The following is a 25,665-nucleotide window of genomic DNA, read 5'->3' as shown; positions in this document are numbered from 1 at the left end:
TGCGCCCGTATAGTGCGCCCATGAGCGCTGTCGTCCGTCCGTCCCTGTTTTCTCCATACCGCTGGGTCTCGCCGTCGCTGTTCGATTTCTGGGCGGGCCAGCTCAATCCCCTGTGGACCCTGCGCGAGCCGGTGGCCCGCCTGGTCCGGCGCGAGCCGGCCGGCGAGGGCGCGGCGACCCTGGTCCTGCGCACCAACCGGCACTGGACTGGCATGCGCGCTGGCCAGCACGTCACCCTCGGCGTCGAGATTGAAGGACGCCTGTGGCAGCGCAGCTACAGCCCCACCGCACTGGGTCGGCGCGAGCTGGCGATCACCGTCAAGGCGGTCGATGGCGGCCGGGTCAGCCAGCATCTGGTCAATCATGCGCAGCCGGGCGAACTGTTCCGCCTCGATGCCGCCTTCGGCGAATTCCATATGCCGGCCGCGGCGCCAGTGCTGCTGCTGGCGGCCGGCAGTGGCATCACGCCGATGCGCAGCCTGCTGCGCGACACCTGCCAGCGCCCGCTGGCCGCGCCGGTGGACCTGTTCTACTGGGAGCGTACCGCTGCCCATCTGCAGTTTCGTGATGAACTGCAGGCGCTGGCCGCAGCGCATCCGAACCTGCGCGTGCATCTGCTGACCACCCGCGAGGGTGAGGCGCCGGCCGCGCGTATCGATACCCATGATCTGCAGGTGGCCGGCGATGACACGCCGTTGGCGCAGCGCCATGTGCTGGCCTGCGGCCCGGACGGCTTCGTTGCCGCCGCGCGCGAGCGTCTGGCGCACCAGGTCGCCGGCTTCCAGGCCGAAGCCTTCACACCGCCGGCGCCGCTGCGCGATGCCAGCAGCGAAGGTGAGGTGTCGCTGACGCTTGCGCGCAGTGGCCGCCAATTGAGCGTGCCGCGTGGCCGCTCGCTGCTGGAAAGCCTCGAAGCCCATGGCATCAAGCCCAAACACGGCTGCCGCATGGGTATCTGCAACAGCTGCAGCTGTGACCGCGTCAGTGGCGCCACCCGCCACCTGCGCACAGGCGACCTGCAGTCCGAATCGGCACAGCCGGTGCGGATCTGCGTGAGCGCACCGACCACCGACCTGACCCTGGATCTCTGAGGACGCCTGCCATGACCCGCGCTACCGACCGTGCCCTGAGCACCGCCGAGATGCATGCCTTCGGCGAGGAACTCGACGCGATCCGCGACCGTGTGATCGGCAGCCTCGGCGCCTCCGATACCCGCTACATCCGCCGCGTGGCCGCCGCCGTGCGCTGGTTCGGCGTGGGTGGCCGTGGCCTGCTGTTCCTGGCGGCGTTCTCGCCGTTGTTCTGGATGCCGCTGCTGTGGCCGGCCGCGATCACCGGCACGCTGCTGCTGGCGCTGTCGAAGATCTTGGAGAACATGGAGCTGGGCCACAACGTCATGCACGGCCAGTTCGACTGGACCGGCGACCCCAAGCTCAACGGCAACACCTACGAGTGGGACATCGTTGCCACCGCCGACAACTGGCGCAAGACCCACAATTTCCGTCACCACACCTACACCAACGTGCGTGGCATGGACGATGACATCGGCTACGGCCTGCTGCGCATCTTCCCGGAACAGCGCTGGAAGCCGTTCTACCTGCTGCAGCCGATCATCGCGCCGATCTTCGCGCTGCTGTTCCAGTGGGGCGTGGCCGCGCAGGACCTGCGCCTGGGCCGCTGGCTGAAGGGCCGCATGAGCAGCCGTGCGATGTGGCTGCAGACCCGTCCGGTGGCGCGCAAGATGCTGCGCCAGGTGCTGAAGGACTACGTGTTCTTCCCGCTGCTGGCCGGTCCGTTCTTCCTCACCGTGATGCTGGGCAACCTGGTCGCCAACGGCCTGCGCAACATCTGGACCTATGTGATCATCTTCTGCGGCCACTTCACCGCTGAATCGGAAACCTTCCCGAAGGAGTGCCTGCGCAATGAGTCGCGCGGTCATTGGTACCTGCGCCAGCTGCGCGGTTCGTCGAACATCAGTGGTGGCTTCCTGATCAATGTGCTGTCGGGCAACCTCAGCCACCAGATCGAGCACCACTTCTATCCGGACCTGCCGGCCAACCGCTATGCGGCCATCGCCAAGGAAGTGAAGGACATCTGCCGCCGCTACGGCCAGCACTACAACAACGGCTCGCTGCCGCGCCAGTTCGGCCAGGTGGTCTGGCGTATCCTGCGCCACGCGTTCCCGAGCAAGCCGCGCCGCCTGCCGATGTCGGACATCATGTCCGCACCGGCATCGGCCAACGCGGGCTGATCGACTCAGCCCGCCTTCGCCAGGGCCGCCTGTTCGCGGTCCAGGCGACGCAGGAACACCTGCATTTCCTTGCGTGCCTGCTGGTCGCCCTTGCTGCCGGCCACGCTCAGCCCGCGTTGCCACGCTTCGCGCGCCGCCTGCGGCTGGCCACTGGCCAGCCAGGCCTTGCCCAGCAGCTTCCACGCCGCCGAATACTGCGGATCAAGGACCACGCAACGGCCCAGATGGGTTGCCGCGCGCACCGGGTTGCCGGCATCCAGCCAGCCCTTGCCCAGGCCGAAGCGCAGCAGCGCGCCGTCCTTGCCGCTGGCGAGCATGCATTCCAGAGCCTCGATGTTCATCAGCGCACCTCCACCAGCAGCTCGGCCGGTCCCGGCTGGAAGCGGCCGCGATGGAACAGCAGTGGCGCGCCGCCGTTTTCGTGCACTTCGATGATGCGGCCGGCCAGCAGCAGGTGATCGCCCACCGGCCACTGCGCATGGCGGGTGCAGGTGAGATGCGCTACCGCACCGGCGATGCGTGGCGGGGCGTCCTCGTCGTCATCCAGCAATGCCAGACCGTCGAAGCGGTTGCGTACCTGCGGATCGGCAAAGCGCCGGGCCAGTGCTTCCTGGTCGGCCGCCAGCACGCTGATCGCAAAGCGGGTGGCGCGCTGGAAGGTGGAAAGACTCTGCGCGTGCAACGCCAGGTTCCACAGCACCAGTGGCGGCTGCAATGACACCGGCACGAACGAATTGATGGTCAGGCCGATGGGCTTGCCCTGCGCATCGCGCGCGCAGACGATGGCTACGCCGGTAGGAAAGTGGCCGAGCAGCCGCCGCAGTGCCCGCGGCGGCATCTCGACCGACGGCACCGGGGCCGGGGCGGGGAAGACCCCCGCCCACGGCCCGGCGTACGGCAGTGTCTCGCCGCTCATGAGGCCCGGGCCTGGCGGTAGCGCCGGCCGACCTCGGCCCAGTTGATGATGTTGAAGAACGCACCGATGTAGTCCGGGCGGCGGTTCTGGTAGTGCAGGTAGTAGGCGTGTTCCCAGACGTCCAGTGCGAGGATCGGGGTATTGCCGGACAGGCCGACCGTTGCACCCATCAGCGGGCTGTCCTGGTTGGCGCTGCTTTCAACCTTCAGGCGGCCGTCGCGATCGCTGGTCAGCCAGGCCCAGCCACTGCCGAAGCGGGTCTGCGCGGCCTTGGTGAAGGCCTCCTTGAAGGCATCGAAGCCACCCAGATCGCGGTCGATGGCGGCGGCCAGCTCATCATCGGGCGTGCCGCCGTTGGCGCTGAGCACGGTCCAGAACAGGCTGTGGTTGGCGTGGCCACCGCCGTTGTTGCGGACTGCGCCACGCTGCGCCTCGGGCACGGCATCGAGGTTGGCGATCAGCGCCTCGACCGGCTGCTCGGCGATGCCGGCCTGCTCGATGGCGACATTGAGGTTGTTGACGTAGGTCTGGTGGTGCTTGCTGTGGTGGATCTCCATCGTGCGCGCATCGAAATGCGGCTCGAGGGCGTCGTAGGCGTAGGGGAGCGGGGGAAGCGAGTACGACATCGAAGCAATCTCCGTGGGGAAGGCCAGACGGGCTGGCCGTGGGGAGACTGTTATCGCACCTCAACATTGGTTGAGGTCAATAGATCAAGAGGTCAAGACGGAGGCATGGTAGTGCCGGCCGCTGGCCGGCATTCAGCGAAGGTCGGGTTGCCGGCCAGCGGCCGGCACTACCAGAACCCGCTTTCCGAACCCTCACCGGCGCGCTGAAGCGCTGCCCCCGCCCCCTCCCACACGGATTAACAAAAGCGCCGGCAGGCGAACCCGCCGCCAGCGCTTTCATCAACTCAGCTCAACCAGTCCTTGCACGCGCCATCCACCTGGTCACCGCACGCCTGCTGCATCCGCTGCTGCAGCCGTGCCAGCGTCTCCGCACCCTGGTGCTTGCCGCTCCACGCCTTCAACTGCCCGGCAAGTCGCTCGAAGCGCTGGCGAGTGCGCTGGTGGTAACCCGACGGCTGTGCCTCCAGTTCGGCGATCAGCGACGCGGTCGCCTGCTCGATGCGTGGTGCATCGTCCGGCGCCAGCTTCAGCAGGCCTTCCACGTACAGCACGCCCCATTGCACGCGGGTGGCCGGGCCCTGTGCACCATCGTAGGCGCGCTTCAACCACTCCAGCGCGCCGGCGGCGTCGCCGCGTTGCTCGGCCAGTTCGGCCAGCTCGGGCATGTAGTAGTACGGCTGCTCGCTGCGCTTCAGCTCGGCCAGCAACAGTGTCTCGGCACCCGCGTCGTCACCTACCTCGCGCAATGCGTACACCGCGCTGCTGATCGTGGCCTGGCGTGCATGCGCATCGGTGGCGGCGGCATCGGCAGCGGCCACGCGCTGCTTGACCCGCTCGACCAGCGGCGCGGGCAGTGCGCCCTTGGGCTGTTGCTGGCGGGCCAGCGATACTTCGGTCAGCGCACGCGACAACGCGTCGTCGGCGCGGTCACCGCGCTCGGCGTCTGCACGCTCCAGTGCGACCAGCAGCTGCTGTCCGAGCGTGTTGCTGGTGGCCGGCCCGGCACTGGCCTGCTTGACCAGCTGCACGCCTGCATAGCCGAGCAATTCACGGTTGCGGCGCACTTCCGCCGGTTGTGCCAGTACGGCCTGCAGCAGCTCGCGCACTTCGGTGGGCGAGGCATCGGGCTTTTCGGCTGTAGCCAGAGCCAGCAGGGCGAAACGGCGCTGCAGGGCGGCGTCGGGTGCCGCCTTGGACAACTGGCGCAGCACATCCTGGCTCCTGCGCTCGCCGGCCAGGCGGTTGGCGTCCACTTCCCAGCCATAGTCGCCCAGCACCTGCCAGTCTTCGGCGGCCAGCCGGTCCGGCGTTGCCAGCGCTGTGGCCAAGGTGGCGGCAACAGCACTGCGGCGGCCTGCAGCGACGGTCAGGGCCCGGGTCAGTTCGGCGGCGTCATTGCCACCGGCCACGCGGGTGATTTCGTTGCGCTGTGGGTCCAGCACGATCAGGGTCGGATAGCCGCGTACGCCGAAGCGTTCGCCCCAGGCCTGCGCACCTTCCTCGTCGCCATCCAGGTAGACGGGAACGAATTTGCTGGTCAGCGCGATGAAGGCCGGGTCCTTGAACAGGCCCGCCTTGAGCTGGTTGCACGGCGGGCACCAGACCGCACCCCAGTACAGCAGCACCGGCTTGCCGCTGTCGGCGGCTTCGGCGAAGGCATCGTCCACATCGCCCTGGCGCCAGGCGATGGCGGATGCCGGCGCGGGTGCCTCGGCGGAGTTGGCGGTGGATACCGGGGCCGGGGTGCAGGCGCTCAGCGCCGAGGCCAGCAGCAACACGGAAAGCGCGACGCGCATCGGCAGCATCTCGAAGGGCAGGGTGACAGGCCATTGTAGGAACCGCCGGGGAGCCTGCTGATTCAGTTTGCTTATGACAGGCGTGCCGCAGGGCATGACGCCCACCGGGCATTGCCGGACGGATGCCTTCAGGCCGCTGCCCGCACCATCTGCTGGTACACCAGCCCGTTGATCTCGCCGACCTCGCCATCCAGCACAAAGCCATAGCGCAGGTAGGTAGGTACTGCGTTGAGCGAGGCGCGCACCGTCAGTACCGGCTCGCGTACCTGCGGCAGCACGGCTTCGAACAAGGCATGGCCGATGCCCTGGCCCTGGCAGGCGGGATCGACGAACAGCATTGCCAGGTGCCGGCCCTCCTTCAGTTCGACCACGCCGACCACGCGCGCATCCTGTTCGGCCACCAGGATGTGGTTGTCACCCTGCAGGCGCGCACCAAATGCGTCGGCTGCTGCGACACTGCCGAAGGTGGCGATACCGGCAGCGCTGAGCGAAGGCGCCACCGCTGCAGTGAACGCAGCCAGGCACACCGCGCTGATCGCGGGCAGGTCATCGACGTGGGCAGGGCGGATCGTCGGCATGCAGTGTTCTTCCAGTGGTGGGCGGCGCGTCATCGTCGCCGCAGGCCTGCGCGCTAAGCTGGCGGCATGAGTGATTTCAATCCTGCTTACGTTGCCTTGTTTCCGCAACAGGGTCTGAGCCTGGGCCTGATGACGCCTGTCGCCGCACATGGGCTGGCCGATCCGCATGAAGCCAGGCGGATCGCACGGCTGGCCGATGATCTTGGCTTCGCCGCGCTATGGACGCGCGACGTGCCATTGATGGTGCCGCAGGGCCCGGATGCAACAGCGAGTGCGCTGGATGACCCGTTCCTGTGGCTGGGCATGCTGGCTGCAGCGACCGAGCGCATCGTGGTCGGCAGTGCAGCCATCGTGCTGCCATTGCGCCAGCCGCTGCAGGTGGCGAAGTCGGCCTTGAGCCTGGACCGGATCAGTGGCGGCCGCTTCGTGCTGGGCCTGGGTTCGGGTGACCGCCCGGAAGAATTTGCCGCGTTCGGTGAGGATCTGGAGGGCAGGGCGGCGGCGTTCCGTGAGCGCTGGACGTTGTTGCGCGCAGCGTTGTCACCAGAGGCCGATGAACGGACCGCCGTACTGCAGGCGACCGGTGGTTTCGACGTGTTGCCGGCGCCGGCAACGCGGATTCCGATGCTGGTGGTGGGTACTGCGCGGCAGAGCCTGCAATGGATCGCGCGTGAAAGCGAAGGCTGGGCCACCTATCACCGCGAGGAGGTTGCGCAGGAAGGACGCATCGGCCTGTGGCAGCAGGCGCTCGTGCAGCGCGGCGGGCCAGGCAAGCCGTTCGTGCAGTCGATGCTGCTGGACCTGCAGGCGGATCCGCAGGCGCCAGCCGAGCCATTGCCGCTGGGCCTGAAGGTCGGCCGCGACGGGCTGCGCGACTATCTGCGGCGCGTGCATGCGCAGGGTGTGGCGCACGTGATGTTCAATCTGGTCGACAACGGACGGCCGATGGACGCGGTGCTGCGCGAGATCGGCGAGCAGGTTCTGCCGGATGTGCTCCGGTAGGTGTCCACCTTGGTGGACACGTTCCAGCAGTCGAGCACGGCTCGACTCTACATGGGGTTCGCATCTGCGTATCATTCGCATTTGATATCCCGATGCTGGAGCTCCGCATGACCCAACGTTCCCCCATGCACTCGGCTGGACGCCTGTTCGCGGCGGTCGCTTTCATCGAGGCCGTGACCTGGGCCGGCCTGCTCATCGGCATGTGGATGAAATACGGCCCGATGGCCAACGTGGCGCTGGTGAAGTTGTTCGGGCCGCTGCATGGCGTGGCCTTCCTGGTCTACGTGGCGGTCACTCTGTTCGCGGCGGTGCGGCTGCGCTGGCCGTGGTGGGCCAGTGCCCTGGCCCTGCTGGCAGCGATCCCGCCGCTGGTGACGCTGCCGCTGGAGTGGTGGTTCAAGCGCCGTGGTCTGCTGGGCCTGCGTGCAATGCGCTGAACCCACTGTTGCATGATCATTTAAGAGAATGGGTATTAAATGCAAATACGAGCCGTTATCATTTAAGGATGGCATCGGGCCCTGAGCAGGACTGATGCCGGGCGGGGGCGTACAGACGCGCCCGGCCATCCTTTCCTGTTACGGCTGGTGTTTCATGCACGCACGTCCCGTCGTTCCCGGCTTGCCGGCGCTGGTGTTGGCTGCCCTGATCGGCACCATGGCGATGATGTCCTTCGTCGCCGTGATCGGCCCGGTGGTCCGCATGCTCGGTTTGTCCGAGTGGCATGCCGGCCTGTCGGTCACCGCCGCCGGTGTGTTGTGGATGCTGGCCGCGCGCCCGTGGGGCCAGCTCAGCGACCGCATCGGCCGCAAGCGCGTGCTGATGCTGGCGATGAGTGCCTACACCGTGGTCTACATCGCGCTGGCGGTGTTCATCGACGTGGCCCTGCAGGCGGTGCCGCCTGTGTTGGTATCGGTGCTCGTGCTGGTCGGTGCGCGTGGCCTGATCGGCCTGTTCTACGCCGCGGTGCCTCCTACCGCTGCCGCGCTGATCGCCGACAAGGCACCGACCGGGCAGCGTGCGAAATTCCTAGCCCGCCTGGGCAGCGCCAACGCACTCGGCATGGTACTTGGCCCGGCCGCCGCTGGCTGGCTGGCCTATACGAATCTGTCGCTGGCGCTGTATGTGGCCGCATTGTTGCCGCTGCTTGCGCTGGCATTGCTGGCGTGGCGGTTGCCGGCCACACCGCCGGTGGAGAGCGCTGCTGCGCAACGCCGCCAGCCGATGAGCCGTCTCGATCCACGTCTGCGCCTGCCACAGCTGGCGGCGTTCATCGCCATGGTCTCGGTGACCATCGCGCAGGTGACGGTCGGCTTCTTCGCGATCGACCGCCTCGGTCTGGATGCAGCGGCGGGCGCGCGCATGGCCGGCATTGCACTCACAGCGGTTGGCGTCGGCCTGATCCTGGCACAGGCACTGGTGATGAAGCTGGAGGTCCATCCACGCCGCTGGATCGTCCTTGGCGCCCTGATTTCCGGCATTGGCTTTGCCTCGGTGGCAGGCGTACAGCAGGGCTGGCAGTTGCCGGCGGCGTACGCGCTGGCCGCGTTCGGCATGGGCTTCGTATTCCCCTCGTTCCAGGCGCTGGCCGCCGATGCGGTGGAGGCGCACGAGCAGGGCGCCGCCGCCGGCACCGTCGCTGCCGCGCAGGGGCTGGGCATGGTGGCCGGGCCGATGCTCGGCACGCTGTTGTATCGCGGCGGGCCAAGCCTGCCTTACCTGCTGGTCGGCGCGCTGCTGCTGTTGCTGTGCGCGCTGGCCGCAGCGCATCGGATGAAGGAGACCCCATGAACGATTCCCTGATGCAGGGCGCGTGGCCAGAGGCTGCGCCAGCGCCGCAGGAGAACACCGACGACGCGTCGCTGTTCCTGCTGCAGCATGCGGGCCAGCACGTGCACGCACGCGGGTGCCGCGCCGCGCTGCCGAGTGGCGCGCTGGCAACCCTGGCTGAGCGCGTTTCGGAGTTCTTTGCCCAGCAGCGCGGTGGTCCGGGCCTGTTGGTTGGCGCGGTGCCGTTCGAACCGCGCGCGGACGATGCGTTGTACCAGCCCGAGCGCCTGCTGCCTGCGCTGGCACTGCAACCGCAGGCCGCACCGCCGCTGGACGGCGCCCTGCGGGCCGAGCCTGTGCCGCAGGACTATGCGTCAGCGGTTGCCGCGGCGGTGCAGGTCCTGCGTGCGCCCGAGCAGAACCTGCACAAGGTGGTGCTGGCGCGCAGCCTGTTGGCGCGCACCCGCCAGGCGCTGTCGCCGGACGTGCTGCTGGCACGCCTGGGCGCGGATCCGTCGGTGGCGACCTACGCGGTGCCGTTGCCGGTGGAGCTGGGCCAGGCGCCGGCGTGGCTGGTGGGGGCAACCCCGGAACTGCTGCTGCGCAAGCGCGGTGCCGAACTGTTGTCGCATCCGCTCGCCGGGTCAGCACGCCGCAGCGCCGATGCTGCCGAGGACGAGCGTGCCGCGCAGGCGCTGCTGGCCTCGACCAAGGACCATGACGAGCATCGCCATGTGGTGGACGCCATCGTCGAGGGCCTGGCACCGTACTGCAGCCACATCGATGCACAGCCTCGGCCGGTGCTGCATGCCACCGCCAGCATGTGGCACCTGGGCACCCGCATCCATGCCACCCTGAAGGATCCGCAGACGTCTGCCGCCGAACTGCTGGCACAGCTGCACCCCACGCCGGCGGTCTGCGGGACGCCGCGGCTGGCGGCACTGCAGCGCATCCGCGAACTGGAACCGGTGCCGCGCGGCTTCTACGCCGGCGCCGTGGGCTGGCTGGATGCGCAGGGTGACGGCGACTGGTACGTGGCGATCCGCTGCGCACGCCTGCAGGGCACGCAGCTGCGCCTGTATGCAGGTGCCGGCATCGTCGCCGACTCGGAACCCGGGGCCGAGGTGGCCGAAACCGCGGCGAAGTTCGCTGCCCTGTTGAACGCGCTGGGTGTCCAGGAATGCGCGCCCGTCATCGAGCCTGCCGCATGACTACCTCCACTGATTCCTCCCGCCTGCCACTGCAGCAGGTGTGGCCTGATGAACTGATGGCGCGCTATCGCGAGGCCGGTCACTGGCGCGGCGAGACCTTCCCGGCGTTCCTGCGCGAGCGCGCGGAACGCTATGCGGATGACATCGCGGTGGTCGCCGGTGACGTCCGCCTGAGCTACGCGCAGCTGTGGCACGAAGCCGGTCGCATCGGTTCCGGACTGCTGGCCCTCGGCCTGCAGCCCGGTGAGCGGGTGCTGGTGCAGCTGGGCAACACCGCCGGATTCATCACCACCATATGCGGGCTGTTCCGTGCGGGTCTGGTGCCGGTATACGCGTTGCCGGCGCATCGCATCACCGAGCTGGTGCACTTCGCCAACAAGGCCGAGGCCAGTGCCTACATCACTGCCGACCTGCACGATGGCTTTGATCATCGCGGGCTGGCGCGGGCGCTGCAGGTCGAAGTGCCGGCCGTTCGCCACGTGGTGATCGACGGCGATGCGGCGGAGTTCGCCGCGCTGCAGGCGCTGCAGGGCGATCGTAGCCAGCTGCCGGCCGACCCGGACCCGCAGTCGGTGGCGTTCCTGCAGATCTCCGGTGGCAGCACCGGCCTGTCCAAGCTGATCCCGCGCACGCACGACGACTACATCTACTCGTTCCGCGCCAGCAATGACCTCTGCGGCATCGACCGCGATAGCGTCTACCTGGTCGCGCTGCCGGCCGCGCACAACTTCCCGATGAGTTCGCCCGGCTTCTTCGGTGCGCTGTATGCCGGCGCCCGCGTGGTGCTCAGCCCCGGTCCCGGCCCGGATGCGGCCTTCCCGCTGATCGCCCGCGAACAGGTGACCTGCTGCGGACTGGTGCCGCCGCTGGCGCTGCTGTGGGCGCAGGCAGCGGCTACGAGCAAGCACGACCTGTCCAGCCTGCAGGTACTGCAGGTAGGCGGCGCCAAACTGGTACCGGAAGCCGCACGGCGAGTGATCGACGGCCTGGGCTGCACCCTGCAGCAGGTGTTTGGCATGGCCGAAGGCCTGGTCAACTACACCCGGCTGGATGATCCGGAGGAACTGATCGTGGCCTGCCAGGGCCGTCCGATCAGTCCGGACGACGAAGTGCGCGTGGTCGATGACCACGACCAGCCGGTCGCCGAAGGCGAAGTGGGCCATCTGCTCACCCGTGGCCCGTACACCATCCGCGGCTACCACAACGACGCGGTGGCCAACGCGCGCTCGTTCACCGACGATGGGTTCTACCGCACCGGCGACCGCGTGCAGCAGCTGGCCGGTGGCTATCTGGTGGTGCAGGGCCGCGCCGGTGACCACATCAACCGCGCGGGCGAGAAAATCTCCGCCGAGGAGATTGAAGATCACCTGCTGGCCCACCCCGGCGTGTTCGACGCCGCCGTGGTCTCCATTCCTGACGAGTATCTCGGTGAGCGCAGCTGCGCGTTCGTGATCCAGCAGGGGGAGCCGATCAAGGCGCCGGCACTGAAAGCCTGGATGCGTACGCGCGGCCTGGCGGCGTTCAAGGTGCCGGACCAGGTCGTGTTCGTCGACAGTTTCGATACCACCGCGGTCGGCAAGATCAGCCGCCGCGAACTGCGCGCGCAGCTGCGTGCGCGTCATCTGCAACAGACAGGAGGAACGCGCTGATGGCGCTGCCCCGCATCACCAACTATTCCTTGCCGACCGCTGCCGAACTGCCGCAGGCGCGCGGGCCCTGGCGCCCGCAACGCGATCGTGTCGCGCTGCTGGTACACGACATGCAGCGCTACTTCCTGGCCGCGTTCGATGCCGGAAACGCGCCGCTGCGGCCGGCGGTGGACAACATCGCGCGCCTGCTGGCGCATTGTCGCGCACATGGCATTCCGGTGTTCTACACCGCCCAGCATGGCGACCAGGACCGCCGCGACCGTGGCCTGCAGGCCGACCTGTGGGGCCCGGGCATGCGCCGCAGTGCCGATCATGAGCCGATCATCGAGGCGCTGGCACCACAGCCGGGCGAGCATGTGCTGGTGAAGCACCGCTACAGCGCGTTCCAGCGCAGCAACCTGGAGACGCTGATGCGAGTGCGTGGGCGGGACCAGTTGCTGGTGACCGGCGTGTACGCCCATATCGGCTGCACCGCGACCGCGGTCGAGGCCTTCCAGCGCGATATCGAGGCGTTCATCGCAGCCGATGCGGTGGCGGACTTTTCGCGTGCCGATCACGATCAGGCGCTGCACTGGATCGCACGCACCTGTGGCGTGCCGATGACCACCGATCAGTTGCTGGAGGTGCTGTGATGGCTGCCACGGGTGATGCGCTGGATCTGGAGCGGATGCGTGCCGACGTTGCGCGCGTGCTGGAGTGCACGCCGGCCGAGATCGGTGACGACGACAACCTGATCGACCTGGACCTGGACTCGATGCGCATGCTCGGCCTGGTCCTGGCCTGGGGCAACACCGGGTTGCCGCTGGAGTTCTCGCAGTTGGCCGAACACACCACGCTGCGCCAGTGGTGGGGTGTGGTGCAGAAGCTGCAGGCCGCGCAGAACGCATGAACGTCGCTGTGCTGGCCACGCCGGTGGCACTGACCGAGGCCCAGGCCGGACTGTGGTTCGCGCAGCGGCTGGCACCGGAGAATCCGTCGTTCAATACCGCGCATGCGGTGTGGATCGAGGGTGCGCTGGACGTGGCCGCATTCATGGCGGCTGCCAACCGGGCGGCGGTTGAAACCGAGGCTTTCGCACTGCGGTTTGCCGAGGCGGGCGATGGTCAGCCGCTGCAGTGGCATGACCCGGCACATGTGCCGCTGCTTTCGCTGCGCGATCTATCCGTCGAGGCCGAGCCGGCATCGGCGGCGCGTGCCGTGATGCAGGCCGACCGGCTCAGCGCGGTCGATCCGACCCGCGACCGCATAAGCCAGCAGGTGTTGTTCGATCTGGGTGGGCAGCGCTGGGTCTGGTATCTGCGTGTGCATCACCTTGCAGCCGATGGCTATGGCATGGCGCTGTTCACTGATCGCGTATGCGCCTTGTATGCCGGTCGTGCGGGTGAGGCACTGCCGGGACTGGCGGGCGTGCTGGCCGATGATGCCGCCTATCGTGCCGACCCGCGTCGCACGCAGGCCGGGCAGTGGTGGCGCGAGCAGATGCAGGGCGCGCCGGCGGGCGCGGGCCTGGCCGGTACGCTCGCGGCCAGTGACGACGCGCTGCGCTGGGTGCAGCCGCTCGATGCTGCATTCCGTGAGCAGCTGCTGCAGGCATCGGTGCGTTGGCTGCAGCCCTGGCCGGATGTGCTGGCCGCGTTGTCGGCCGAGTACCTGCGGCGGATGAGCGCCGCCGATGAAGTGGTGCTGGGGGTGCCCTACATGGGGCGGCTCGGCAACGCATCGGCGCGGGTGCCGGCGATGGTGATGAATGTGCTGCCGCTGCGGGTGGCGGCCGGCGAGGGCAGTGTCGAGGCGTTTACCCGGGCATTGGGCCGGCAGCTCAGCCAGGGCCGCAAGCACGGCCGCTACCGTGGCGAGCAGTTGCGCCGCGACCTGGGCCTGGTGGGCGCGCAGCAGCGCCTGCACGGTCCGCTGGTGAATGTGCAGCCGTTCTACAAGCCGCTGGCGGTGACTGGCGTGCAGGCGACGCTGGAGGTGCTGTGCACCGGTCCGGTGGATGATCTGACGTTGGGTTTCCGTGGCGATGGCCAGCACCTGCTGGACCTGGAGATCGAAGCCAACCCCGCGCTTTACAGTCGAGAGGATGTCGAAGCACACGCGGCGCGGTTGCTGCATTTCGTATCGGCGGCGCTGGAGGCCGGAGACATCGCGGCGGTGCCGCTGGCCACCGTCGCAGAAGCGCAGCAGGTGGTGTATGGTTTCAATGCCACCGCGCATGCGCTGCCACAGACTACGTTGGTTGAACTGCTGCAGCAGGGCATGGATCGTGATCCGCATGCGCCTGCGCTGGTGTTCGGCGACACTACGCTGGACTACGCAACGCTGGAAGCGCGGAGTTTCGCGCTGGCGGCACAACTGCGCGCGATGGCGGTCGGTCCGGGCAGTGTGGTGGCGGTGGCATTGCCGCGCTCGCTGGAACTGGTGATCGCGCTGGTGGCGGTGCTGCGTGCGGGTGCCACCTACCTTCCGCTGGACCTTGCCCATCCCGATGAGCGCCTCGCGCGTATTCTCGCCTCGGCGCAGCCGGCGTGCGTACTGGCTGCGGCAGAGGTATCGGCGCGCATGGACGGCGTGCCGGTGCTTGCCCCCGACCAATGGACCGCGCTGAGTTTCGCAGCACCGTGGGCCGATCCGGCGCCCAGCGATGCAGCCTATGTGATCTATACCTCCGGTTCGACCGGCGAGCCGAAGGGCGTGGTCATCGAGCACCGTGCCATCGTCAATCGCCTGCTGTGGATGCGCGAGCACTACGGCATCCGTTCCGATGACCGTGTTCTGCAGAAAACCCCGGCCACGTTCGATGTTTCGGTCTGGGAGTTCTTCCTGCCGCTGCTGTGCGGCGCGACGCTGGTGGTGGCGGGTCCGGACGCGCATCGCGATCCGACCGAGCTGGCGCGGCTGATCCGTGCGCATGGCATCACCACCGCGCATTTCGTGCCGTCGATGCTCGACGCGTTCCTCGCCGCACCAGCCTCCGAAGGCCTGCAGCTGCGCCGCGTGTTCACCAGTGGCGAAGCGCTGGACGCATCGCTGCGTGATCGTTTCCATGGGCGCGTGCAGGCCGAACTGCACAACCTGTATGGCCCGACCGAAGCGGCCGTGGACGTGAGCTACTGGCCGGCCTCGGCGCAGGACCGCTCACGGCCGGTACCGATCGGCTTCCCGGTCTGGAACACCCGCCTGTACGTGCTTGACGCGCGGATGCAGCCGCTGCCGGTGGGTGTGCCGGGCGATCTGTATCTGGGCGGCGTGCAGCTGGCGCGTGGCTATCTCGGCCGCGATGACCTGACCGCCGAACGCTTCCTGGCCGATCCCTTCCTGCCAGGGGAGCGCATCTACCGCACCGGCGACGTGGGGCGTTGGCGGAGCGACGGCGCAGTCGAATACCTGGGCCGCAGCGACCACCAGGTGAAGCTGCGCGGCCTGCGCATCGAGCTGGGCGAGATCGAGGCGGCACTGCGCGAGCTGCCGGGCATGGAGCGCGTGGAAGTGCTGCTGCGCCAGGACACGCCGGGCGATGCCCGGCTGGTGGCCTATGTGCCAGCGGCGCTTGCCGATGCCGTGATGCTGCGCAGCCACCTGGCCACGCGCGTGCCGGACTACATGGTGCCGTCGGCGTTCGTTGGCGTGGATCAGTGGCCGGTGACCGCCAACGGCAAGCTCGACCGCAACGCGTTGCCGAAGCCGCCGCAGAACGAGATTGCCGGACTGGCGCCGCGCACGCCGCTGGAACAGGAGCTGGCGGTGCTGTTTGCCCAGGCACTCGGGCGTGAAGCGCCCGTGGCGGTCGATGCGGACTTCTTCAGCCTCGGCGGCGACTCGCTGTCCGCGGTGCACCTGCTGCTGGCCATCGAACAACGCTGGCGCTGCGACCTCGGCCTCGGTGCCTTGTTCGCGCAGCCGACCGTGGCCGCATTGGCGACGCGCATTCGCGAACCGCCGGCGCTGGCCGACCACGCGTTGGGGCCGGTGATCTCGTTGGCTGCCACTGATGCTGACGGGCCCACTCCGTTGTTCGTGCTGCACCCGGCCGGTGGCATCGCCTGGAACTACCGAACGCTGGCGCGCGCCCTGCAGCCGGCACGCCCGGTATATGGCCTGCAGTCGCCCGCGCTGGATCCGAAGCAGCCGTTGCCGTCCAGCATCGAAGCCATGGCCAATGACTATGTGCAGCGGGTGGTCACGTTGCAGCCGAAGGGACCGGTGCATCTGCTGGGCTGGTCGGTGGGGGGCATCCTCGCCCAGGCGATGGCGGTGCGCCTGCATGAAATCGGGCGTGAAGTCGGTGAACTGGTGCTGCTCGACGCCTACCCCAGCGAATGCTGGCGGGCTGAGCCGGAACCCGATGCCATCGCCGCATTGCGTGCGCTGCTGGCGATTGCAGGCCATGACCCGGAGGCGCATCCGGAGCTGGACAGCCGTGAACGCATTCTTGGTTTCCTGCGCCGTGGCGGTAGTGCGCTCGGTAGCCTGCCGGATGTAGTGCTCGATGGCGTGGTGCGTGCGGTGACCGGCACCAACCGGTTGATCCGCGAACACATCCACCAACCGTTCGACGGCACGCTGGTGCACGTGCGCGCTGGCCGGGATCATCAGGCGCGGCCGCAGCTGCAGTCGGCGTTGTGGCGCACGCACGCGCGCAGGGTGCAGGCGCTGGAACTGCCGTTCCTGCATGCCGAGCTGACCGGCCGCGATGCGGTGGCGCAGCTGGCACCGTGGTTGTCGGCGCGCCTGCGCCACTGGGATGAGCAAGAGGAGATCGCAACATGCAGTTGACCGGCTTTGAAGGTCGCGTGGCACTGGTGACCGGCGCCGCCGGCGGCATCGGCGAGGCCCTGGTACGGCTGTTGGCCGAGGCCGGCTGCACGGTGGTGGCAACCGACCGTGAGGCGCCCGCGGTGGTGGATGCACGTGTGCAGGCGTTTGCACTCGACGTGACCGACAGCGCAGCGGTGGACGCCCTGGTGGATCGTGTGGAAGCCGGCATCGGGCCCATTGGCCTTGCCGCCAGCGTGGCGGGTGTTCTGCATGTGGGAGCTGTTGCGGAGACCACAGATGCCGACTGGCGCCGGGTGTTCGCAGTCAATGCCGATGGCGTGTTCCATGTTGGGCGTGCGCTGGCGCGGGTGATGTCACCGCGTGGTCAGGGCGCGATCGTCACCGTCAGTTCGAACGCCGCCGGCGTGCCGCGGCACGGCATGGCCGCCTATGCCGCGTCCAAGGCCGCCGCCACGATGTTCACCCGCTGCCTCGGGTTGGAACTGGCGCCGCTGGGCATCCGCTGCAACATCGTCGCCCCGGGTTCAACGCTGACCCCGATGCAGACCGGCATGTGGCAGGACGCGCACGGTGCCGAGCGGGTGATCGCCGGCAGCCTGGAGACGTACAAGGCCGGCATCCCGCTGCGCAAACTGGCCACCCCGGAGGACATCGCGCACTCGGTGATGTTCCTGCTCTCCGAGCAGGCCGGGCATGTGGCAATGAGCGACCTGTACGTCGACGGCGGCGCCACCCTGCGCGGCTGAGCCCCGACGGCCGCCTGCCGGCAATGGTAGTGCCGGCCGCTGGCCGGCAACCCATGGTCCCTGGTAGTGCCGGCCGCTGGCCGGCAATCCATGGTCCCTGGTAGTGCCGGCCGCTGGCCGGCAATCCATGGTCCCTGGTAGTGCCGGCCGCTGGCCGGCAGCCCATAGTCTCCGGTAGTGCCGGCCGCTGGCCGGCAACCCATGGTCCCTGGTAGTGCCGGCCGCTGGCCGGCAGCCCATAGTCTCCGGTAGTGCCGGCCGCTGGCCGGCAACCTCGTTCAACTTCAGACATCTCCGAACTTCCATCGAGGCATGGCCTGACGTTCAACGCGCAATGATCGCTCCACCATGGGGCATGAGCAGCCATCGCCTCCGCCTGGGCCGGCGTTCCATCATCGGCCATGTCTACGTTCTGACAACGACCACACATCAGCGCCGCCGGCTCTTTGGAAGCGAAGCTGCAGTGGCATGTGTAATCGACCAGCTTCATTACATCGAACAGCGCGGGCTCGTACAGTCACTCGCATGGGTCGTCATGCCGGATCATGTCCACTGGATGTTCGAGCTGCGTGCAGCTCACCTTTCAGGCATTGCGCGCCGAATGAAGTCGTCGAGCGCGCTTGCCCTGAATCGCCTGGCGGGTCGTCGAAGTACGGTGTGGCAGCCAGGCTACTTCGATCATGCCGTGAGGGCCGAGGAGTCGCTGGCGCGGCAAGCGCTGTACATCCTGGGGAATCCGGTACGCGCCGGTATTGCCCGGCAGATTGGCGAGTATCCGCATGCGTGGTCGGCCTGGACGTGATGCCGGCCAGCGGCCGGCACTACCGGTTGCGGTGAGGGCTGAGCAGGCGCTGTACATCTTGGCGAACCCGGTACGCGCCAGTATTGCCCCGCAGGTTGGCGAGTATCCGCATGCGTGGTCGATATGGGCGTGATGCCGGCCAGCGGCCGGCACAACCCGTTGCAGTCAGGGTAGGGTCAGTCGGTAGACCAGAATGCGGTTGTCGTTGTCGTACGCGCTGTCGCAGGATTGGCCCTGCATGCGGCAGTGGCGGGCGATGAAGTCGTTGTCGTTGCCGATCAGCAGCAGCACGTCGTTCGGATGCTGCGGGTCCAGCGCCGGCAGTACGTCCATGGCTTCCCACTTTTCCGAAAGCAGCCCGGCATGCGGGCCGCGCTTGGTGTTCAGGTCAAGGCCGGCACGCGCCAGCTGCGGGCGGTCGAGCAGGTTCAGCAGTTCGTCGCTGCGTGCGGGCACGATGCCGTCCTTCAACACGGTGCCCGCCGGGTCGGCCAGCACCGAGGCCGTACCGGACTCATAGTTGCTTCCTGCCAGGTTGCTGGCATCGGCCACATCCACCAGCAGCACCGACTTGTAGACGATCGGGTCATCGCCATCCTTGCCCAGACCGTTGCCATCGCGGGCCAGCAGCAGGAAGCGGTGGGCATCCAGTGCACGCAGCTCGCTCTGCGCGGCGGTACGGTCCAGCTTGCCCTTGCCGTCGTGTGCATAGGCGGGCAGGGCCATCACGTAATGGCCGATCGGTTGCTGCGGCGTCGGCGAGGCCGTCACGTCGTAGACCAGCACGCGGGTGTTGATGCGCCCGGCCGCGTTGCCTTTTGCGCTGTCCTGCAGCGTCGCGCTCTGAAGGGCCACGAACAGGCGGGTACCGTCGGGGGACAGGCCCATGCCTTCCACGCCCTGGTTGTTGCGGCGCCCAGTCTGCGGCGCCGCCAGCGAACCGAAGGCGGGCTTGCCATCGCGCTGCGGACGGATCGCCGGCGGCGCCATGATCACGCCCTGCAGCTGGCCCTGTGCATCGAAGTAGTAGACGTTGGCGGTGTACTCATCGCCGATGTAGAAGTGGCCATCGGCGGTGAACTGCAGCGACTCCGCATCCAGCGAGACCTTGCCCGCGCCTGCGCCGCTGGCCGGTGAGGGCAGCACCACCTCGCGCTGGGTGATCGTGTGCTCACCCGGGTCGGCACCGGTGAACGGCTGCCCCTTGAAATCCTTAAGTACCACGCCCTTGTCGGGCACCATGCTCAGCGTGCCAAGCGCAGGCTTGCCCGGGGTAACGTCGATGCGCAGCTGCATGCGCTCCACGCGACCGGCGTAGTCGTAGAACAGGCCGGCCTCGGGATCATTACGACCGCGGTCGGGCAGGGTCCAGAGCACGCCTTCGTAGCCGCTGGCGGTGCGCTTCCAGGTGCCGGGCTGCACCGCCAGCGACGAAAACGAGCCCAGCGTATCGCCGAGGAAGTCCACCGTGCCCGCGGGCAACCGTCCGGCAGCGACCAGGCCCTTGTCCACATAGGTACGACCGCCCAGCTGCAGGGTGCGCGGTGGTGCACCCGTTGCCTCATGCGGAGCGGAGTATCCGCTGGCGGAGAGGGTGGCCAGCAGCAGGGCGGTCGTGAGCATCAGTGGACTCCGGGCGGAAGATCAGAAGCGAAGGTCGATCGTACCGAACACCTGGCGCGGTGCCGAGGCATGGAACACGTACAGCTTGCCGGCCGGGTCGCTGGGTGCGAACACGCTCGAATCCAGGTTGCTGGCGTAGCGCTTGTTGGTCAGGTTGGTCACGTTGAACGACAGGCGCATGCCCTTGGCGAAGCCGACCTGCCCGAAGTCATAGCCACCGGCCAGATCGAATACGGTGAAGCCACCCAAGCCCTGGTCGTTGCTGTAGGTGTAGAAGCGCTCGCCGGTGTACTTGCCACGCAGGCTGGCGAACCAGCCGTTGTCGCGCCAGGTGATCTCGGTGGCCAGCAGCTGCTTGGGCGTATCGGTCTGGATCTTGCCCTTGATCTGCTGCTCGACACCGGCCTGCACGTAGTTGGAGGCGTAGGTCGAACGGTTCAGCGAGGCCGAGGTGTACCAGCTGAAGTGCTCGTTCGGGGTCCACAGCACGGTCAGCTCGGCGCCGCGGCTGTCGACGCCGCCTACGTTGTAGAAGCGGTTGCCGCAGGTCGGACCCACCGGCTGGCGCGAGTCACAGGGGTTGTACTGCAGCAGGCGGTTGTCGAAGCGCACGCTGTAGGCCGCGATCGAAGCCTGCAGGGTATCGGTGACGAAACGGTAACCGGCTTCGAGCGAGCGCGATTCCTCCGGCTTCAGGTTGCCCTGTGCGTTCCAGGTGGCCTGGCTGACGGCCTGCGGGCCCAGCTTGAAGCCACCCTGGAACATGGCGATGTTCTCGGCGTAGCTGGCGAAGAGCTCGTGGTGCTCGGCCAGGCGGAAGTTGGCACCAACGCTGGGCAGGAAATTCTTGCTGGCCTTCAACGAACCGGTGGCGAACTGGTTATTGGAGGTCGGCGAGATCGGCGTCTTCGCATCGCCCGGCAGCGCTTGTGCATCGGAGGTGGCGTGCGGACTCTTGGCCCCGAACTCCAGAGTCAGGCGGTCATCGAGCAGGCGCCAGGTGTCCCTCAGGAAGAACTGGTGAGTCTTCCAGCGGGTGCGTTGGGCAAACACGCCGACATCGGAGGGCAGGGTGTTCATGCCACTCAGGTCACGCGGGCCGTCCACGGCGGTCTGGTAGCGCTCGGCGCTGCTGGTGTTGCGCTCGTACCAGACGCCGCCTTCGATGCGGTGCGCGCCCAGCTCCCAGTCGAACGACAGCGTGCCGCCATCGCGGTCGATGGTGTAGATGGTGTTGCGGAAGATGATCGGAATCTCCTGTGCGGTGCCTTTGTTCGACCAGGCGCCGCTGTTCCAGTTGTGGCCTTCGCCGCGGTCATCGTGGTGGTAGGCCAGGGCGCGCAGGCTGAAGCCATCGGCCAGGAAGAAGTCGCCGGCCAGGTAGTACAGGTTATCGTCGCGCAGGATCTGCCCGGCGGTGAAGGCACCATCGGCATCCTTGTCCGGGCCGCTGCTGTCGCACTTCTTCGCATTGAAGCTAGCGGTGTTGCAGTAGGCCTTGGCCACGGCCTTGTTCCAGTCCGGCGCGTAGCCGCCCCAGTCCCAGCCCAGGCCGCGCGACATCTCGTCCTTGGACAGGTAGAAGTAGTCCGCCTGGGTGGTGCGTGAGGTATCGACGAAACCGGTGATCTGGCCGCGGCCAAAGTTCCACACGCCCTTGGCGTTGAACTGCTTGGTGGTGGATTTGTTGTAGGCGGTCTGGTCGTTCCACAGATCGGAGACGGCATTCATGCCGGAAACGTAGCCGGAGAAGCCGTTGTACTCGCCGCTGTCCACGCGCACGAAGGTGCGGCGGTTGGCATCGCTGCCGAAGGTCTGCACCACGCGGCCACCCAACTCCTGGGCTGGGCGGTCAGAGGTATACGAGATGGTGCCGCCGAGGTTGCTGGTGGACGGCGTACCGAGGCTGCCGATGCCCACCGCCAGTTCCGCGCCGGCCATGTTCTCGCTGATCAGCGCACGGTTGATGGTCAGGCCGTTGTAGTTGTTGTACGCGCCGTCGCCCAGCGGCACGCCGTCGAGCGTGTAACCGAGGCGGGTGGAGTTGAAGCCGCGCAGGTTCAGTGTCATCGACTGCTCGTTGGTGCCCAGCGCATCGGCCGACTGCGCGTTGACGCCAGGCAGTAGATTGAGCGTCTTCTGCAGGCTGGTGCCCGGTGGCAGGATGTCGAGGTTCTCGCGGGTGATGCGCTGCACCTGGCGCGCTTCACCGCTGCCGATCACCGAGACCGCATCGAGATCGGTGGCGGAGGTGCCAGTGGAGGTCGGGGCAGCATCCTGCGCCCAAGCCGCGGGAGCGAGCGCGATCGACAGCGCAGCGGCCAACAAAGTCTTCGTCATGTTACGGACACTCAGGCAGGCACGAGCCACCGCACGGGCGCGGAGCTCATGGAGTTCAAAAGGGAGACAACCGATGCGACCGGTGGCGCTGCAGGCGCGGTGGGTCAACGTGAAAATGGTGCGCTAGACAGATGACTGTCTGGTGACACTGCTATGCGCGTGGCATGCGGACGCATGCATTGGTAGATGCCAACCTTGGTTGGCATGCGCAGCATCGTTGGTGGAGCGCCAACCAAGGTTGGCGTCTACCAGGAGCGCGGAAAAGGATTGTCGTATCCAGGGGTGCCGAACGAGGTCGGCGTCAATGCGCGATCACCCCGCGTTGCGGGGCTTTCGCGTGCGCTTTGGCTTTGCAGTGTCGCCGCCGCTGGCGGCGCCATCCTGCAGCGCCTGCAGCCAGGACAGGGTGTCCACGTAGTCGATGAAATGCCGCAGGTAGCCAGGGCTGGTCGCCTGCATCGTGTCCAGCATGCGCTGCACCAGTACCGCCGAATTCAGCGGACCGCCATCGGCCGGGGCCTCGGTGCGCAGCGAGCGGCGCACCTGCAGTTCGCTGCGCAGCTCCGACCACTCGCGCTGCACCTGCTGCAGCATCGGCAGCTGCGGGTAATGCGGCAGCGAACGCGATCCCGCATCGAGATCGCGCACCAGTGCGCGCAGGCCATCCAGTGCGGGCGGCTTACTTGGCATCCGCGGCCTTGGGCTTGGCAATCGGCGCGATTTCCACGCGACGGTTGCGCGCGCGGCCGTCTTCGCTGGCATTGGAGCTGACCGGCTGCTCGCTGCCGAACGCGGCGGCGAACACTGCGTCAGCCGGTACGCCATCGGCGATCAGGGTGCGGGTCACCGTCAGCGATCGCTGTGCGGACAGCTCCCAGTTGTCGGCGAAACGCCGGTTGCCTTCGCGCACCGGCGCGTCATCGGTGAAGCCGCTGACCATCAGGATCTCTTCGCGCGTCCCCAGATAGGCGGCCAGCGGTGCGGCCAGGCTGCGCAGCAGCTCCTGGCCTTCCGGCTGCAGCTGGTCCGAGTTCAGCGCGAACAGCACGCTGCCGCTGATACCGATGCGGCCATCGACCAAGGTCACGCGACCGGCGGCCAACGGGCCGGCCAGTGCCTGTTCCAGGGTCTGCAGGCGCTTGGCTTCGGCCTGGCGCTGCTTCACTTCCTGGTCCAGCCGCTGCGACAGCTCCAGCTGCACGGCGACCACACCGACCAGTATCAGCACGAACGCACCCAGCAGCACCGACATCAGGTCGCCAAAGGCGGCCCAGATCGGGGCATGTGAGCCGCCGTCGACCTCCAGCTCGTCGCTCATGCGCTGCCGGCCTTGCCGCGGCGCGTGGCCAGCTGCTGCAGTTCTTCCATCACCTGCTTCTGCGACAGCAGGCTGAGGTCGACCACTTCGCGCGCCTGCGCCACGTAGTAGGCCAGTTGCTCATCGCTGCGGGCCAGCGAAGCGTCCAGCGCGCCGCCGATCTGTTCCAGGCGGCCGGACAGCGCGGTAGAGGCGCTGCCGAACTGCGCGACCGCCTCACCGAAGGCGCCGGCCAGCTGGCCAACGTCGCCCGCGCTGCCGCTGAGCGCTGCGGCAATGCCATCCAGCTTGCCGGTCTCGGCGGCGATATGATCGGTGAAGCGGTTGCCGACGCGTTCCAGCAGCTCGGCCGAACCACCGACCAGCGCGTCCACGGCGGTGCGCTGTTCGTGCGAGGCATGGTTGATCGCATCCAGCAGGGTCTGCACGGTGGCCAGCAGCCGGCCGCGTTCTTCCAGCATCGCGTTGTCGCGCACCAGGCTCTCGGAGAGCGTGCTGCGCAGCTCGTTGATGACGTCGGCGGCGGCCTTCGGTGCAGCGGCCGCGGTCTGCAGCAGGGTGGACACTTCCGCCAGCGTGGCACTGGCCTGGGCGCGACCGTTCTCGCCAATCTGCCGTGCGGTGGCCGCCAGCGTGTCACAGACCTGCTGCTGCTGCGCGGCCAGGCGTTCGCCGTTGGCCTGCAGGCGCTCGGCCAGGTCGGTGGAAACATGCTGCAGGGCATCGCTCCAGCGCTGCAGGCGCTGTTCGTCGCCGGCCTGCAGCTGTGCCTGCAGGGTGGCGTGGGCCTGCTGCAGCTCGGCGCTGACCGCGTCCCAGCGCGCCTGGCGCTGCTGCTCGCGGCTGTCCAGGCGGGCCTGCAGTTCGGCGTGCGCGGTCGCGGCGGCGGCCTGTGCGGACTGCCACTGCTGCGAGCGCTGCTGTTCGTGATCCTGCAGCAGCGACTGGCTGGCGCTGTGATGCTGTTCCAGTGCCTGCAGCAGCGCCTGCGCACGCGCGTCCAGATGCTCGCTGGTGGCCAGCAATGCCTGCTGCTGGCGTTCGACCAGCGCGGTATTCAATGCCTGCTGCTGTTCGGCGGCGGCGCGCCAGGCCTCGGCATTGCCGCTGGCATCGGCATGCAGGCGCTCGCCGATGCGCGCGACCAGTGCTTCGGCCTGCGTGCCCTGGCCATCGCTGAAGGCCTGCAGGTGCTGACGCAGATCACTGACCAGTGCCTGCTGTGTCTGGCTCTGTTCACTCAACGCCTTGGCCCAGCTGGCCTCGGTCGCCACGCGGCTGCGCTCGAAGCCTTCGCTCAGGCCAGACAACTGCTGCTGCACCGCCTGCTCGACACGCGCATGCAGCGCCTCACCATGGTGGGCCAGTCCGGCCAGGGTGGTCTCGGCCATCGGCTGCAGCGCGCCACCGATGGCGGCGGCGCTGGCCTCGGCACCTTCGCGTAGCGACTGCTGCAGCGAGACCGCCAGGCGTTCCTGCAGCGCCTGGCTCTGGGTCAGGAACTCGGCCTGGCCGGCCAGCAGGCGCTCATTGGCGGCCGCACTGTGCTGTTCGAAGGTGCTGGTCATCGCCTGCAGGCGGTCGACCAGCGCCGGCAGCGCGGCAGATTGTGCCTGCAGCAGGCGCAGCGATTCGGCGCGCTGCCAGGCCTGCGAGTACGGGTGCAGGTCGCCGGCAATGGCACGGTCCAGCTGCTGCACGGCCTGCAGGCGGTCACGGCGCAGCAGCGCCGCCAGCAGACCGAGCATGGCCGAGCTGGCCACACCGGCGATCGAGGTGCCGAATGCCACCGCCAGGCCCTGCACGGGCGAGGCCAGCGAGCCGCGGATGGCGGCCATGTCGGTCGCGCTCTGCAGGGCCAGGCCGGTGCCGCGCAGGGTGTCCATCATGCCGAGCAGGGTGCCGAGCATGCCCAGCAGCACCAGCAGTCCAACCAGATAGGGGGTCAGCACCGGCGCGGGCAGGGCGGTGCGCTCGCCTTCCACGCGCAGGCGCACGGCGTTGCGCAGGCCCAACGGCACGCGCTCCAGCCAGGGGGCCAGGCTTTCCTTCGCGCTGGACAGGTCACTCAGCGCGCTGCGCAGGCCGTTGCTGGCCTGGCGGTAACGGTACAGCTCCACGCCACCGGCGATGTAGCAGGCCGCGATGATCGCCGCCACCGCTGCACCCAGCGGATGCACCGAAACGTAGCCAATGCCGATCCAGCACACGGCCAGCAGGCCGACAAGGAAAACAACGACATGGAAAGCAGTTCTGGACAT

The 25,665-nt window shown here is 68.0% G+C and carries 22 protein-coding genes; 12 read left to right on the top strand and 10 right to left on the bottom strand.

Translation table 11 applies throughout. The annotated features are described in order from the left end of the window. Positions 1–20 precede the first annotated feature (20 nt). Positions 21–1,091: a ferredoxin reductase gene (locus ACSYS9_RS13955; protein WP_071229069.1), complete on the top strand. Its 1,071-nt coding sequence runs from the start codon at positions 21–23 to the stop codon at positions 1,089–1,091. Positions 1,092–1,102: 11 nt separating this feature from the next. Further along, entirely contained in the window at positions 1,103–2,251 is a 1,149-nt protein-coding gene (locus ACSYS9_RS13950) for a fatty acid desaturase family protein (protein WP_071229068.1), read from the top strand. A 5-nt stretch (positions 2,252–2,256) separates the two neighbouring features. Here ACSYS9_RS13950 and ACSYS9_RS13945 read toward each other — a convergent pair whose 3' ends face one another. The 5 genes from ACSYS9_RS13945 to ACSYS9_RS13925 all read right to left on the bottom strand — a co-directional run bounded on the left by ACSYS9_RS13945 (position 2,257) and on the right by ACSYS9_RS13925 (position 6,167). Then, complete coding sequence (locus ACSYS9_RS13945; RefSeq protein ID WP_008267331.1) at positions 2,257–2,592, bottom strand: tetratricopeptide repeat protein; 336 nt, start codon at positions 2,590–2,592, stop codon at positions 2,257–2,259. After that, positions 2,592–3,167 (bottom strand): flavin reductase family protein, encoded by a 576-nt coding sequence (locus ACSYS9_RS13940; protein ID WP_033833194.1) that lies wholly within the window; start codon positions 3,165–3,167, stop codon positions 2,592–2,594. The genes ACSYS9_RS13945 and ACSYS9_RS13940 overlap by 1 nt, the downstream gene beginning before the upstream one ends. Beyond that, positions 3,164–3,793 carry a superoxide dismutase gene (locus ACSYS9_RS13935; protein ID WP_071229067.1) on the bottom strand — a complete coding sequence of 210 codons (630 nt, stop codon included), beginning with the start codon at positions 3,791–3,793 and terminating at the stop codon, positions 3,164–3,166. The genes ACSYS9_RS13940 and ACSYS9_RS13935 overlap by 4 nt, the downstream gene beginning before the upstream one ends. Before the next feature lie 284 nt (positions 3,794–4,077). Continuing rightward, positions 4,078–5,598, bottom strand: coding sequence for a thioredoxin family protein (locus ACSYS9_RS13930; protein ID WP_071229066.1), 1,521 nt, complete (start codon positions 5,596–5,598; stop codon positions 4,078–4,080). 119 nt (positions 5,599–5,717) lie between these two features. Further along, positions 5,718–6,167, bottom strand: coding sequence for a GNAT family N-acetyltransferase (locus tag ACSYS9_RS13925; RefSeq protein ID WP_065723495.1), 450 nt, complete (start codon positions 6,165–6,167; stop codon positions 5,718–5,720). Between the two features lie 66 nt (positions 6,168–6,233). Between ACSYS9_RS13925 and ACSYS9_RS13920 the strand changes: the two genes are divergently transcribed. From ACSYS9_RS13920 to ACSYS9_RS13875, 10 genes are all read left to right on the top strand, one after another. After that, a complete protein-coding gene (locus tag ACSYS9_RS13920) occupies positions 6,234–7,169 on the top strand; it encodes a TIGR03571 family LLM class oxidoreductase (RefSeq protein WP_071229065.1) in 936 nt (311 codons plus the stop codon). Positions 7,170–7,276: 107 nt separating this feature from the next. Further along, on the top strand, positions 7,277–7,606 hold the full coding sequence (locus ACSYS9_RS13915) for a DUF3817 domain-containing protein (RefSeq protein ID WP_223276944.1): 330 nt from the start codon (positions 7,277–7,279) through the stop codon (positions 7,604–7,606). Between the two features lie 154 nt (positions 7,607–7,760). Further along, positions 7,761–8,957 (top strand): MFS transporter, encoded by a 1,197-nt coding sequence (locus ACSYS9_RS13910; protein WP_071229063.1) that lies wholly within the window; start codon positions 7,761–7,763, stop codon positions 8,955–8,957. After that, positions 8,954–10,147: an isochorismate synthase gene (locus ACSYS9_RS13905; protein ID WP_071229062.1), complete on the top strand. Its 1,194-nt coding sequence runs from the start codon at positions 8,954–8,956 to the stop codon at positions 10,145–10,147. The genes ACSYS9_RS13910 and ACSYS9_RS13905 overlap by 4 nt, the downstream gene beginning before the upstream one ends. Then, positions 10,144–11,796, top strand: a complete 1,653-nt coding sequence (locus ACSYS9_RS13900; protein ID WP_071229061.1) for a (2,3-dihydroxybenzoyl)adenylate synthase — start codon at positions 10,144–10,146, stop codon at positions 11,794–11,796. Before ACSYS9_RS13905 ends, ACSYS9_RS13900 begins: the two co-directional genes overlap by 4 nt. Further along, positions 11,796–12,428: an isochorismatase family protein gene (locus ACSYS9_RS13895; protein ID WP_071229060.1), complete on the top strand. Its 633-nt coding sequence runs from the start codon at positions 11,796–11,798 to the stop codon at positions 12,426–12,428. Before ACSYS9_RS13900 ends, ACSYS9_RS13895 begins: the two co-directional genes overlap by 1 nt. Then, complete coding sequence (locus ACSYS9_RS13890) at positions 12,428–12,685, top strand: phosphopantetheine-binding protein (RefSeq protein WP_049462779.1); 258 nt, start codon at positions 12,428–12,430, stop codon at positions 12,683–12,685. Before ACSYS9_RS13895 ends, ACSYS9_RS13890 begins: the two co-directional genes overlap by 1 nt. Further along, positions 12,682–16,572, top strand: coding sequence for an enterobactin synthase subunit F (locus ACSYS9_RS13885; RefSeq protein ID WP_071229059.1), 3,891 nt, complete (start codon positions 12,682–12,684; stop codon positions 16,570–16,572). The genes ACSYS9_RS13890 and ACSYS9_RS13885 overlap by 4 nt, the downstream gene beginning before the upstream one ends. Then, positions 16,563–17,321, top strand: coding sequence for a 2,3-dihydro-2,3-dihydroxybenzoate dehydrogenase (locus ACSYS9_RS13880; RefSeq protein WP_071229058.1), 759 nt, complete (start codon positions 16,563–16,565; stop codon positions 17,319–17,321). Before ACSYS9_RS13885 ends, ACSYS9_RS13880 begins: the two co-directional genes overlap by 10 nt. 355 nt (positions 17,322–17,676) lie before the next feature. Beyond that, positions 17,677–18,123, top strand: coding sequence for an REP-associated tyrosine transposase (locus ACSYS9_RS13875; RefSeq protein WP_071227903.1), 447 nt, complete (start codon positions 17,677–17,679; stop codon positions 18,121–18,123). A 165-nt stretch (positions 18,124–18,288) separates the two neighbouring features. Here ACSYS9_RS13875 and ACSYS9_RS13870 read toward each other — a convergent pair whose 3' ends face one another. The 5 genes from ACSYS9_RS13870 to ACSYS9_RS13850 all read right to left on the bottom strand — a co-directional run bounded on the left by ACSYS9_RS13870 (position 18,289) and on the right by ACSYS9_RS13850 (position 25,665). After that, positions 18,289–19,746 carry an esterase-like activity of phytase family protein gene (locus ACSYS9_RS13870; RefSeq protein WP_071227904.1) on the bottom strand — a complete coding sequence of 486 codons (1,458 nt, stop codon included), beginning with the start codon at positions 19,744–19,746 and terminating at the stop codon, positions 18,289–18,291. A 21-nt stretch (positions 19,747–19,767) separates the two neighbouring features. After that, the gene (locus tag ACSYS9_RS13865) at positions 19,768–22,086 is read right to left on the bottom strand and encodes a TonB-dependent receptor (protein WP_071227905.1); all 2,319 of its coding nucleotides are present in this window, start codon (positions 22,084–22,086) and stop codon (positions 19,768–19,770) included. A 312-nt stretch (positions 22,087–22,398) separates the two neighbouring features. Further along, complete coding sequence (locus ACSYS9_RS13860) at positions 22,399–22,848, bottom strand: DUF2894 domain-containing protein (RefSeq protein WP_256200901.1); 450 nt, start codon at positions 22,846–22,848, stop codon at positions 22,399–22,401. Continuing rightward, positions 22,766–23,404 (bottom strand): OmpA family protein, encoded by a 639-nt coding sequence (locus ACSYS9_RS13855; protein ID WP_071227907.1) that lies wholly within the window; start codon positions 23,402–23,404, stop codon positions 22,766–22,768. The genes ACSYS9_RS13860 and ACSYS9_RS13855 overlap by 83 nt, the downstream gene beginning before the upstream one ends. Next, positions 23,401–25,665: a DUF802 domain-containing protein gene (locus ACSYS9_RS13850; RefSeq protein ID WP_071227908.1), complete on the bottom strand. Its 2,265-nt coding sequence runs from the start codon at positions 25,663–25,665 to the stop codon at positions 23,401–23,403. Before ACSYS9_RS13850 ends, ACSYS9_RS13855 begins: the two co-directional genes overlap by 4 nt.

Source organism: Stenotrophomonas sp. STK17_22, assembly GCF_051983905.1.
Lineage (GTDB): Bacteria > Pseudomonadota > Gammaproteobacteria > Xanthomonadales > Xanthomonadaceae > Stenotrophomonas > Stenotrophomonas maltophilia_A.
This window is presented reverse-complemented; position numbering and strand designations above follow the sequence as displayed.

Excerpts from the sequence above, each read along its gene's own strand:
- ACSYS9_RS13865 (WP_071227905.1), bottom strand. The coding sequence starts at position 22,086 with ATGACGAAGACTTTGTTGGCCGCTGCGCTGTCGATCGCGCTCGCTCCC.
- ACSYS9_RS13910 (WP_071229063.1), top strand. The coding sequence starts at position 7,761 with ATGCACGCACGTCCCGTCGTTCCCGGCTTGCCGGCGCTGGTGTTGGCT.
- ACSYS9_RS13915 (WP_223276944.1), top strand. The coding sequence starts at position 7,277 with ATGACCCAACGTTCCCCCATGCACTCGGCTGGACGCCTGTTCGCGGCG.
- ACSYS9_RS13885 (WP_071229059.1), top strand. The coding sequence starts at position 12,682 with ATGAACGTCGCTGTGCTGGCCACGCCGGTGGCACTGACCGAGGCCCAG.
- ACSYS9_RS13860 (WP_256200901.1), bottom strand. The coding sequence starts at position 22,848 with ATGCCAGCGAAGACGGCCGCGCGCGCAACCGTCGCGTGGAAATCGCGC.
- ACSYS9_RS13955 (WP_071229069.1), top strand. The coding sequence starts at position 21 with ATGAGCGCTGTCGTCCGTCCGTCCCTGTTTTCTCCATACCGCTGGGTC.
- ACSYS9_RS13900 (WP_071229061.1), top strand. The coding sequence starts at position 10,144 with ATGACTACCTCCACTGATTCCTCCCGCCTGCCACTGCAGCAGGTGTGG.
- ACSYS9_RS13920 (WP_071229065.1), top strand. The coding sequence starts at position 6,234 with ATGAGTGATTTCAATCCTGCTTACGTTGCCTTGTTTCCGCAACAGGGT.
- ACSYS9_RS13945 (WP_008267331.1), bottom strand. The coding sequence starts at position 2,592 with ATGAACATCGAGGCTCTGGAATGCATGCTCGCCAGCGGCAAGGACGGC.
- ACSYS9_RS13905 (WP_071229062.1), top strand. The coding sequence starts at position 8,954 with ATGAACGATTCCCTGATGCAGGGCGCGTGGCCAGAGGCTGCGCCAGCG.
- ACSYS9_RS13950 (WP_071229068.1), top strand. The coding sequence starts at position 1,103 with ATGACCCGCGCTACCGACCGTGCCCTGAGCACCGCCGAGATGCATGCC.
- ACSYS9_RS13870 (WP_071227904.1), bottom strand. The coding sequence starts at position 19,746 with ATGCTCACGACCGCCCTGCTGCTGGCCACCCTCTCCGCCAGCGGATAC.
- ACSYS9_RS13855 (WP_071227907.1), bottom strand. The coding sequence starts at position 23,404 with ATGAGCGACGAGCTGGAGGTCGACGGCGGCTCACATGCCCCGATCTGG.
- ACSYS9_RS13925 (WP_065723495.1), bottom strand. The coding sequence starts at position 6,167 with ATGCCGACGATCCGCCCTGCCCACGTCGATGACCTGCCCGCGATCAGC.
- ACSYS9_RS13890 (WP_049462779.1), top strand. The coding sequence starts at position 12,428 with ATGGCTGCCACGGGTGATGCGCTGGATCTGGAGCGGATGCGTGCCGAC.
- ACSYS9_RS13895 (WP_071229060.1), top strand. The coding sequence starts at position 11,796 with ATGGCGCTGCCCCGCATCACCAACTATTCCTTGCCGACCGCTGCCGAA.
- ACSYS9_RS13930 (WP_071229066.1), bottom strand. The coding sequence starts at position 5,598 with ATGCTGCCGATGCGCGTCGCGCTTTCCGTGTTGCTGCTGGCCTCGGCG.
- ACSYS9_RS13940 (WP_033833194.1), bottom strand. The coding sequence starts at position 3,167 with ATGAGCGGCGAGACACTGCCGTACGCCGGGCCGTGGGCGGGGGTCTTC.
- ACSYS9_RS13875 (WP_071227903.1), top strand. The coding sequence starts at position 17,677 with ATGAGCAGCCATCGCCTCCGCCTGGGCCGGCGTTCCATCATCGGCCAT.
- ACSYS9_RS13935 (WP_071229067.1), bottom strand. The coding sequence starts at position 3,793 with ATGTCGTACTCGCTTCCCCCGCTCCCCTACGCCTACGACGCCCTCGAG.
- ACSYS9_RS13850 (WP_071227908.1), bottom strand. The coding sequence starts at position 25,665 with ATGTCCAGAACTGCTTTCCATGTCGTTGTTTTCCTTGTCGGCCTGCTG.
- ACSYS9_RS13880 (WP_071229058.1), top strand. The coding sequence starts at position 16,563 with ATGCAGTTGACCGGCTTTGAAGGTCGCGTGGCACTGGTGACCGGCGCC.